The organism is Sulfitobacter sp. HGT1 (assembly GCF_013282155.1).
Classification (GTDB): Bacteria; Pseudomonadota; Alphaproteobacteria; order Rhodobacterales; family Rhodobacteraceae; genus Sulfitobacter.
The window spans coordinates 1-10,616 of the sequence record NZ_BLWI01000022.1 but is presented as its reverse complement, the minus strand read 5'-3'; the positions used below and the strand labels follow the sequence as shown (position 1 = coordinate 10,616).

Annotated in this window: 6 protein-coding genes and 1 pseudogene; 4 read left to right on the top strand and 3 right to left on the bottom strand. The window is 54.5% G+C overall.

The genetic code is table 11. The features are described 5' to 3' along the window. Positions 1–323: 323 nt before the first annotated feature. Positions 324–1,901, top strand: coding sequence for an oleate hydratase (locus HGT1_RS18000; RefSeq protein WP_176251337.1), 1,578 nt, complete (start codon positions 324–326; stop codon positions 1,899–1,901). A 580-nt stretch (positions 1,902–2,481) separates the two neighbouring features. After that, a complete protein-coding gene (locus HGT1_RS17995) occupies positions 2,482–3,018 on the top strand; it encodes a two-component system response regulator (RefSeq protein ID WP_176251336.1) in 537 nt (178 codons plus the stop codon). A 593-nt stretch (positions 3,019–3,611) separates the two neighbouring features. On the opposite strand, the gene HGT1_RS17990 is transcribed toward HGT1_RS17995, so the two are convergent. Beyond that, positions 3,612–5,489 (bottom strand): Hint domain-containing protein, encoded by a 1,878-nt coding sequence (locus HGT1_RS17990; protein ID WP_176251335.1) that lies wholly within the window; start codon positions 5,487–5,489, stop codon positions 3,612–3,614. Between the two features lie 491 nt (positions 5,490–5,980). Between HGT1_RS17990 and HGT1_RS17985 the strand changes: the two genes are divergently transcribed. Next, positions 5,981–6,619: a recombinase family protein gene (locus tag HGT1_RS17985; protein ID WP_176251334.1), complete on the top strand. Its 639-nt coding sequence runs from the start codon at positions 5,981–5,983 to the stop codon at positions 6,617–6,619. A 407-nt stretch (positions 6,620–7,026) separates the two neighbouring features. Next, on the top strand, positions 7,027–8,766 hold the full coding sequence (locus HGT1_RS17980) for an ATP-binding protein (RefSeq protein ID WP_255200265.1): 1,740 nt from the start codon (positions 7,027–7,029) through the stop codon (positions 8,764–8,766). A 49-nt stretch (positions 8,767–8,815) separates the two neighbouring features. Here the strand turns inward: HGT1_RS17980 and HGT1_RS17975 are convergent. Both HGT1_RS17975 and HGT1_RS17970 read right to left on the bottom strand, forming a co-directional pair. Then, positions 8,816–9,724, bottom strand: a pseudogene (locus HGT1_RS17975) (IS3 family transposase); the annotation flags it as partial. A gap of 3 nt (positions 9,725–9,727) precedes the next feature. After that, on the bottom strand, positions 9,728–10,616 hold an 889-nt coding region (locus HGT1_RS17970), incomplete at its 5' end, for a transposase (protein WP_176251333.1).

Sequence of the window (10,616 nt, the reverse complement as noted above, 5' to 3'; positions counted from 1 at the left end):
GTCCATTTACATGTTGTGTTGTCATGATACGCCAACCACCGAGATCTACACTCTTCCCCCACACGACGCTCTTACGAGCTCGGCAGAGCGGACTAAGCAGACCCTTGTCTCATTTTATTCAAGTACTGCTTTCGATCCATACCTGCCGTTCAACCAACAACTGCCTGTGACGATCCGGCCTTCAGCAAGCTGTAATTGGCGTAAAGCGCAGAAGTCCTTAAACCGAACAGACGCAAGTCCGACACCGAACTGACCTATGTCAACCCGATGCCCTTCGCCAAATGCTAACTTAGGCTGGCTCCACACCGGAAGGTAAATGGCCAATGTCAAAGCCAACATCATTTGAGCAACACCACATCATTGGGGGTGGCATCGCCGGACTGGCAACTGCGGTCTATTTGATCCGTGACGCCGGGGTCGACGGCAACAACATCCACATCTACGAACAGCTCGGCGTTGCAGGGGGATCGCTGGACGGTTCGGGCGATGCAGAGTCCGGGTATATGATCCGCGGTGGCCGCATGTTCGAGGAACACTTCGCGTGCACGTTCGACCTTCTGGACACGATCCCGTCGGTGAATGATCCAAGCATCAGTGTCACAGAGGATATCATGGCATTCAATCGCATGGTCCCCGGATCGTCCAATTGTCGTCTCGTTCGGAACGGGCTGCCAGCAGAGGACCGCTATGACCTAACGCTCACTGCGCATGACATTGTCGATATTAACCGCCTTATCCTGCAGCCAGAAAGCCGGTTGGCGGGGCAGAGCATCGAGGATTGGTTCAAACCTTCCTTCTTCGAGAGCAATTTCTGGCTGATGTGGTCCACGATGTTCTCATTCCAACCGTGGCATGCGCTGACTGAAATGCGGCGCTACCTCCGGCGTTTCATCCATCTTTTTCCGGGTTTTACACGCATCGCCGGCATCTTGCGCACGCGGTATAATCAATACGATTCCCTGATCGTGCCCATCGTCACATGGCTGCGGCATCGCGGCGTCAGGGTCGCCACCGGCGCGCGGGTCACTGATGTCACAATTGAGGGCGCTCGGCAGGACCGTCGTGTCACGGCGCTCGTTCTCGCCGATGAAAGTCGCGTACAGATCAGCGAAGATGACTGTGTCTACCTCACCTTGGGGTCGATGACGGACGCGACCACCCAAGGGTCGAACGATCGCGCACCGGACCTGCAGGATAACGAAGGCGCTGCCTGGACGCTTTGGCGCAAGCTGGCGGCAAAAAACGAAGGATTCGGTCGCCCCGAGGCGTTCTGCGGCAAGGTGAGCAAGACCGAATGGCATTCGTTTACCGTGACACTGGATGGCCCGGATTTCTTCGAGTTCATGGAAGATTTCACAAACAACAGGACTGGCACCGGAGGACTTGTCACTTTTGCGGGTTCAGGCTGGACGCTGTCGATCGTGCTGTTTCACCAACCGCATTTCCAAGGCCAAAAACACGGCACCTACACCTTCTGGGGCTACGGTTTGCGCAGTGACCGGCCCGGCGATTTTGTCAAGAAACCGATGCGGGAAGCGACCGGCAACGAGATCATCGCAGAGCTTAGCGGGCATCTGAAACTCTCCAAAGCGCAGGCCGCTTGGTTCGATGACGCGCGGGTGCTGCCGTGTCGAATGCCCTACATTACCAGCCAGTTCATGCCCCGTCAGCCCGGCGACCGCCCCGATGTGCGCCCCAGCGGTGCGCGGAATTTTGCAGTGATCGGCCAATTCTGTGAACAGCCCCGCGATTGCGTTTTCACGGTGGAATACTCCGTTCGATCCGCGCGCAGCGCCGTGGCTGGGCTAACGGGCCGCGTCGATCCACCGCCCCCCGTCGCCCCCACCGACCTTGACCCGATGGTTCTGATACGGGCGGCGCGTGTCCTGATGGGGGTGTGACCATAGTATTTGTCCACGAATACATTTTGGGCGCGCATCCGACGATTTCTTCGTTTGGTCCCTTTTTGTCTGGCATGAACGTCCGCATCCCGACCCTAACGGTCATCTTGGCGCAATGCAGCATCGGTCAAGTTGGGCTCATTGCTGCCGCTCGCTGCGCGCTGCGCGATCATCCGCTTTGCGCCGTGAAGGCCAACGCCCACGCTCGGCGCTCACGACATTGCATGAGGCGTTTCCTGCCCGTAGCGATGATTCAGGCAGTCGGCAGGTAAAAGGGTGTTGGGGACGGTCCGCCTTTTGCAGCGAACACTTGGCAAGACCAATTTGCATAACAACCGAGATTGATCCGGAAATCTGGGACGTCTTCACCGACACCGGAGAGTTCGACAGCGCGCTGATCAATCTTGCCCTGAACGCCCGCGATGAAATACCTCGGCTAGCGAGGCCATTGAAATCTGGTTAAGCGCTGTTGCTGCATGGCGGCCGGTGATCCGCTCGAGATCAACCTGCCATACTATCGCCATATATATTTGGGAAAAGGTAGAAGGATAACTTTTTCTTAATGGTCGTGGAGGGTCAGTTGAAAATCCTTGTTGTTGACGATGATCCCAATGTGACCGAATTGCTTCCCGTCATTCTGGCGAATGAAGGTTTTCGGGACGTGCATTGTTTTTTGTCATCGACAGAAGCCTTTGCCGCACTGAAAAGACCGCATTCAACATTTGAATGTCTTATACTTGATATCGACATGCCTGACATGAACGGCATTGAGCTATGCGCGCAGGCCCGGGCCTTGTCCAGCTATCGAAACGTGCCCATCATCATGCTGACCGCACGGCGTGATGAAAAAACGGTCCGCGCCGCCATCAGCGCAGGTGCGAGCGACTACATTACAAAACCATTCGATGTTCTTGAGATCGGCGTGCGTGTTCGCATGTCGGCAAAGCTCGTCCAGGCGCGCCGCGCGCTCGAAGACCGGCTGGAGACGAAAAGCAGCAGTGGTGCCTCTTCAGCAGCGGGCAAACCGAGCGTTACCCGGAATGAGATCATGAATCTATTCGCTGAAGAACTCTACGAGTCGAAACCACCTCGTACCAGCGCCGCCGGAACGAAATAGCCGTACTGGATAACAGAATGTTTCGGCGTCACTGTAACCATTGCGGAGCGTGACATCAGGCAATCAATTTTGACCGAAACCTGAACGCAGTCAGGGCCGTGGGGGCTTTTTTGTACCCCGAGCTTGCTACGTTATTCATCAGAGAGTTAAATGGTGCCCAGGGGCGGAAACGAACCACCGACACGAGGATTTTCAATCGTATTATCAGGCATGATTTCAATGACTTACGCAATTTTGTATAAGTTGGTGTATAAATAATTTTTTTTCATGAAAGCTTTCCCCCGAAATCAGGATGCTGAAAAGGTGAAAGTAACTGCTTCGCTCACCACACTCCCATAAATTTCAAATTGTTTTCAGTGCTTTGAGTGCTTGTCTGCGGCTGTGAACCGACCGCCGTTCAAGCCGGTTTGTGATTTGGGCTAGATCCCCAAACCACTTGGGACAGCTCTCATAACCACTTCCAGCCCTTCGATCGGGTCGGCCTCAGCTGCCCGACAGATGATGTTGAATTCGGGAACGTCGATACGGCGCTGCCCGCTTTCGATCCGAGTTATCAGAGACTGATGGCAATGCAATCGCGTCGATAATTCATCTTACGCGGCCAGACTAATTGCCCCTTCAGAAAGCGCGGCAATATCTTTTGGTTTTGCAAATGGTCGGGCTGTAAGCCCGTAGGCCCGCTCAACTATCTTATGGTCGATCAAAGCTTGAGGTGTATCAAGACCGGGAATGATTTCGAAGAGCTCTGCCCGAACAGCCGGGGCCATCATTTTCAATGCGTTTGGACCTGGATAGAAACTCTCACTTGCTAGTCCTTCAGCAAAAATAATCTGGTGTTGGTCTAAGAGCAGGTGAACATATGTCACCTCGCGTTTGCCGTGCGCAATTCGCACGCCAGGGTTTTCATGGATAAGATGCACGGCCCGCACTAGGTGATCCGCACCTTGCAGAACGCCATGTTGACGCGAGACGAACAAATTTCGCTCGGCACCAAATGCTCCTTCAGGGATCAGAACGGGCCGCAGTTTCTCGTTCTCGGCCAGTTCTTCACTCCCGATGTACCGTTTGCCGATCCAGCGGACAGGCTGAGGACCATTGTCGAGCGTCAAAACAAGGCTGCCCGGTTCCAGCACTTCAATTGGTACTGGTCCGTCAGGAGTAAGAATGCGGGTGCCCGTCGCAAAACAGACAATTCCGGTATTGTCGTAGGAATAGCTTCCTGCCGAAACACCCTGCACCGTCATCGAACTGGTACCAAATTGGGTGTTGTCGGAGTAATCGACGGTATTGCCCTTGTCGTCCAGGATGTTGGACTGGTTCAGAATACCATCGTCGGCTTGGTCCGCCCGCAATTCGCCTAAGGTATCATAGTAGCCGCTCAGGTTCAGGAAATCGTTGTTGAAAATGTTGCCATCGCCAACTGAACCGCTCTCACCGAACCCAAAATCGGTGATCGTGTCGTTGCCGTCGCTGACGAGGAAGATGTCATTACCGTCGCCACCGGTCAGCAAGTCGTCGCCTGCATTACCGTTCAGGCTGTCATCTCCGTCACCACCATGGAGCGTATCATTTCCGCCTAATGCGGAAGAGTCGTCGCCCGAGAGAACATCATTCCCGGCCCCACCATAAAGAACATCGGCACCTTGCCCACCGTAGAGAGTATCATTGTCAGCCCCCCCGTTTACGGTATCGTCACCTTCGCCGCCAAAGATACTATCTGCGCCGGTTCCGCCATCTAGGCTATCGTTTCCAATACCGCCGCTGAGCGTGTCATCCCCGGCACCGCCAAGGACAGTATCATTGCCTAATCCAGCATCAACGAGGTCATTTCCATCCAGCGCATTGACATAGTTGTCGTTTGTGCCGGTTCCGCCAGCCCAACCATCATCGATCTGATCGCCTTCTGGATCCCCGGCGTAGGTCGCATCAATGGTATCGTTACCGGCAGATCCCGTAACCGTGCCATCTCGTACATCAACTGTATTATAGGCTTCACCCGATGCCACACCGTCACCACTGTCAGCTGGATCGCCATCGCGCCCGCTCGTCGCCGTGAAGGTTTCGCCTGCCGTTGGTTCCTGATCCGTTGGGTAGACGAAGCCGACGTTTTGGCCGCCGATCCGCAGCACCCAGACCTCGTTTCCGAGGCTGTCGAGCATTGAGAACTCGTTCTCCACTTGTGACCCTGCAGTATATAGGGTCCCGTTGATGGTCACGTCCTCTGCAAGGGTCTGGATGCCGCCAGTCTCTACATAACCGTCCTCAAAATAACCGTCATCGTCGTCGACTAGGATTTGGTAAGGTACGCCGCCGTCGAACGTAAAGTCCTCACCGATCCAAGTCGGCGCACCACTCCAGTAATCTGGGCTTGCAGGATCATTTGCGAAAGTGTCGCCCTCGATGTTTGTCATCGGAATGGCGGTGGGCAGCGTATAGAGAGACCAGTCAAAAAGCTTTAGATAGTAGCTCATTGCTCTTGCCTCCCTTCAACAGTGCCAGAGAGGGTGGATCGGAAGTGACAGGGGGCATTAACTGGGTTCAGCGTACCTACACCGAAAACCTGCGCGTCATCAAAGGCAGCGGGGTGGAAATACGAGGCTAAACACATCACACAGCTCCTTATACATTAACTAGAAAACCAAACAAATTCTGCCGTCACTGCTCCTTCTACGGACAGTTATGCAGGACAACTCTGGCGCAATAGCGATACGGAGGGGGCAAACCTGTGTCCAAACCCTGCTCAACGGCCACTTGCAGACACAATTGATGTGAAACGCCACGAGTTTGGCGGAGACCGTCAACTTAGGAGTTCGGTTCAGGCACCAGGTGGATCGAGTTTAGGACGAAACGATCCGGCTCAGATATCCAGGTTTTTCAGATGTATTTGTGAGGAGTAAGGCCACTGTGCGTCTTAAGACCCTTCTACGACAAACCAACGTCTGTCGGCTACGGAGGGTTCGGAATGGTCGAATATGTTGTCTATTATGGGGTTTCGACTGAGCGCCGAGGAGGGTCCGGTCTCGGGCTGGATGCCCAACGAGCGATGGTCGAGCAGTTTCTTCAGCATGCCGACAACGTGATTGCCGAGTTCACTGAAATCCAATCAGGCAAACGTGACGGCCGGCCCGTCCTGTGGAAAGCCATCAACCTCGCCAAGAAAACCCGGTTCAAGCTGCTGATCCCAAAGCTGGACAGGTTCTCACGGAAGGTCTCATTCATTTCTGGGATCATCGACCAAGGCATTGAGGTGACCGTTTGCGAGCACCCCAACGTCGCGACATTCTTTCTCCATCTGTTGGCCTGCTTTGCCGAAGAGGAGCGCCGCCAGATATCTGAACGCACCAGAGCAGCCCTCAGAGCGGCCAAGAAGCGTGGAGCGGTACTTGGCCGGAACGCTCAGGCCGTGGCGGCACAACGGCGACTAGAAAAGCAGAATTTCTTCGAAACGATACGGCCAGAATTCGAGCAAGCCATCACGGATGCAGGCAGCTATTCAGGAACCGCCGTTTTGCTAAATGAACGGGGAGTGGAAATTTTCAAAGGGGGAAAGTGGCACCCTCAAACTGTAAAAAATTACGCAACCTTATCGACCAGAGAATGACTAAAATGATGTTAACGCAGATGATCGAAAGATCAGAGGTAAGGGCGGCTCTGCGGGACTTTGCTGCCGTTGGACGTTCCTGATTTGATGTCTGCTAGCGGTCCTAACCAGCCCTTGGAAGCGAACACATCGAGTGACGGCTCTCCGGGGCGGCGGCCCCTATCGGAGGGAACCTGACGTGCTTCGGTCCCCAGTCACACAAACATGGCGAAGGCAGGAAAGGTAAATATTTTATTCGGGCTGGGTTGAAGGTCAGCCAGATTAAAGACTTCGCGGTGCCATTTGTTCGCCATAATCAGTCAATACCAATAACAATGGCGACGTGAGCGATACCAAAATTTGCGGTATCGGTAAGGGTCTGCAACAAACCCAACGAAAAACCAAGCGCGGTTAAAGGTGAATTCAACATGGCGAGCAGTCGTTACCAGCTTTCATTGCAGATCGTCTGCTCTCTGACCTTGGTGTTCGGTTTGAGTTTCCTTAGCCTTGCCTTTGTCGGTCACAGGGCGATCACGATCGCGGACGAGACCGCTTTTGCCAAGCAGGAGCGTTTTGCCGCGCAGAACTTTGCAACGGCAATCGCGGCCATCCCAAAGCAACAGCGCAGTGCGACTGTCTGGGATGATGCAGTCCGCAATGTCACTGCCGGTGACGTTAAGTGGACGGACGAAAACCTTGGTGTCTGGATGCAGGAATACTTTGGTCACGATGAAAACTATATCCTCGCGCCCTCTGGCGAGCCTGTCTTCGCTTCGGTCCGGGGTGAGATCATGCAAGCTGGCAGCTATTCCATTCGCGCCGACACCATTGCACCGCTCGTGGCGGAACTTCGCGAGACCATGGCCGATGTCAGCGCAGGCCAAAACAACCCCTATGAAGAACTTGCCGAAGTCGCGGTCGTCACACCTTTGCAGTTTGGAAATGAGGTGGACATTGTCAGTATCGTGCCGATCATCTCAGACTCAGGCGAAATGGTGCAGGAGCCTGGGACGGAATTCCTGCACGTCGCTGTACGCTCTGTCGACGCGGGCCTTGCCCAAGAGATCGGCCTGCCGATTGAATTAGAAAACGTTAGTTTCGTAGCGGACAGGCCTAGCGCTCCATTGGCAGCCATTGCGGTCCTCGGACCTTCGGGCGACGCACTCGCCTGGCTCGCCTGGCTCGCCTGGAAGCCCGAGCGGCCCGGCACCGAGTTGTTACTTCAGATGCTGCCGGTGCTGCTGGCGGTGGGTCTGGCAATCAGCGCGTTGTTGTTCTGGATCGTCCGAAACCTCTTACGTGTCTCGAGCAAGTTGCAGGCCAGTGAAGCGCAGGCACGTCTGGATGTCACCGCGCTGAAGCAGGCGAAAGAAGCAGCGGAAGCGGGGGACAAAGCCAAAATGAACTTCATGAGCATCGTGAGCCACGAGCTCAGGACGCCTTTGACTGTTATCCTTGGTTACGCCCGCCTTGGGAAAAACCTGCAAAAGATGCCACCCGCCCTACGACTAGAGGAGTTGGTTCAGCGCCAACCGATCAGTGCGACACCTCTTAAAAAGGGCATCGACGATTTGTTCCAATTATACAGCTCAGGCATGGAGAAAATCGAAAGATCAGGCGAGCATCTTCTATTTCTCGTCAATCAGTTGCTCGACTACGCCAAGATGGAGAGCGGCCGGCTTGAGGTGGATCCCGAGATTTGTGACGTGCAAAAGGTCATCGAACCGGTTGTAGAACAGATGAGAATTCTGACGGAGCAAAAGGAACTGACTCTGGAAACCACAATAGACTCCTGCCTCATACTGGCTGATATCACACGCACACGGCAGATTCTCATCAATCTGATGGGGAATGCCATCAAGTTCACAGATACAGGTAAGATTTCTGTCTTTGTCACGGAATCTGAAGATGAGGTTCATATTAACGTTAGTGATACCGGACAAGGGATTGAGCCTCACGAACTCGAGAAAATCTTCGAAGCCTTCCATCAGGCCGATCTCTCGGCCTCCCGGAGTGCCGCCGGGACCGGACTGGGCCTGTCCGTTGCGCAAGAACTCGCCCGCCTTGAAGGAGGAACCATCAGCGTGACGAGCGAGGTAGGTATTGGCAGCACGTTCACCTTGTCGCTTCCCAAAGACACCTCTCCGGTGCTTGAAAAAGCGGCTTGATAGCGGTGATTCATAATCCGTAAGAGGTGGTTGAGGTGCCCCTAGTTTCCTAGACACCTGCTTTGTTCATTTTCCTTTGTTTGATTTCATAGTGAACCGGCGACAGCATGCCGTTGTTGGTGTGCTTGCGTGTCGGATTGTAGAACATCTCGATGTATTCGAACACGTCCCGCCTTGCAGCGTCGCGTGTGAGGTATGTCCGCCGCCTGACCCGTTCTCGTTTCAACAACTGAAAGAAGCTTTCCGCGACAGCATTATCATGGCAATTCCCGCGACGGCTCATGCTGGCGACCAAGTTGTGTTTTCTCAGGAATGATTGCCACTCTCCGCCGGTAAATTGGGAACCTTGGTCGGAGTGGATCATGACCTTTTGCTTTGGTTTGCGCCGCCAAACGGCAGCCAACAAAGCCTGCAACGCAAGGTCCGTTGTCATGCGGGATTGCATTGACCATCCGACGACCCGCCTTGAGAACAGATCAATCACGACGGCCAGATAAGACCAACCTTCGTGCGTTCTGATGTAAGTTATGTCGGTCACCCAAACCGTATCGGGCGCATCAATCTCGAATTGTCGATCCAGCGTATTGTCAGCGACCACAGCAGGCTTGCCACCATATCGACCAGGGCGGCGTTTGTAGCCGATTTGCGCCGTGATACCCGCAAGACCGGTCAAACGTGCCACACGGTTCTCCGAGCAGGTTTCACCAGTATCGCGCAGGTCATCTGTCAGCTTTCGATATCCATAGACCTTGCCACTGTCCGTCCACGCCTGATGGATCAGCTCTGTCTGGCGTGCATCTTCAAGCGCACGCTGGCTTAACGGTTCTTTAAGCCATGCATAGAACCCGCTGAAATGAACGCACAGCATTCGGCACATCGACCGTACCGAAAACTCTGCGCGGTGAGCCTCAATAAACGCGTACCTCACTGAGACTCTCGCGCGAAGTACGCGGTCGCCTTCCTAAGAAACAGCCATGTCGGCCTCCAGTGGCAATTCTTGCAAATCATACCCGAAAGACTTTGCGCGGCGCCTGAGATTACCGAGTACGCGATTGCGGTATCGTTCCTCATAATGGGACGCACCGGGGTCTTTGTATGTCATGCCGTGTCGGAGGGTGTTGTAGAACAGAACGGCAATCTTGCGCGCGGTGGCCGTGACTGCTTTGGCTTTACCTGCGCGTGCCGCCAATCTCCGGTAGAAAGCCCCCAGAGCGGTATCGCTGCGCCCAATTGTGACCGCAGCCAAACGCAACAAGGCCGCAGCCCGACTGGAAGATCGCCTTGTCCGTGATGACAGCACCTTACCGCCAGATATCTTGTTACCCGGAGCCAAGCAGAGCCACGAGGTGAAGTGTTTGGCGCTTGGCCATGCGCGCAGGTCAGTGCCACATTCGCCAACCAATTTGAGTGACAGAGACGGCCCCATTCCATGGATCTCAGTCAGATCAACACCCAGGACGCCGAACAGCGCGGCCCGTACATCAAACGAAGGCGTACTGACTTGCTTGGTCTTTGTGCGCGGGCGTGGCAGTTGACTGGGATCATGTTCGGTATCTGCGTCCAATGCCACAAGCGTCGCCTCAAGATGGCGATCACATTCCAGCATCTTGGCCTGATAGAAGTCATAGAGTTCGAGCGACTGGGTCAGCCCGAAGATGTGTTCGGGGCGATTATTCCCATTGAGCGCGGCTTTGATTGTCTGCGTTGAAGCCTTGCAACGCACGTCGCGATACCCGGCTAACACGTCCAAATCCCGTTCGCCTGCGACAATCGCACGGATGATCTTCATCCCCGTAATACCCGTGATGTCAGATACAACATGATGCAGCTGCAGGTTCATCTCCATCAGT

What these genes read in the sequence shown, in the direction of transcription:
- HGT1_RS18000 (WP_176251337.1), top strand. Translation starts at nt 324, where the DNA reads ATGTCAAAGCCAACATCATTTGAGCAACACCACATCATTGGGGGTGGC.
- HGT1_RS17990 (WP_176251335.1), bottom strand. Translation starts at nt 5,489, where the DNA reads ATGAGCTACTATCTAAAGCTTTTTGACTGGTCTCTCTATACGCTGCCC.
- HGT1_RS17985 (WP_176251334.1), top strand. Translation starts at nt 5,981, where the DNA reads ATGGTCGAATATGTTGTCTATTATGGGGTTTCGACTGAGCGCCGAGGA.
- HGT1_RS17980 (WP_255200265.1), top strand. Translation starts at nt 7,027, where the DNA reads ATGGCGAGCAGTCGTTACCAGCTTTCATTGCAGATCGTCTGCTCTCTG.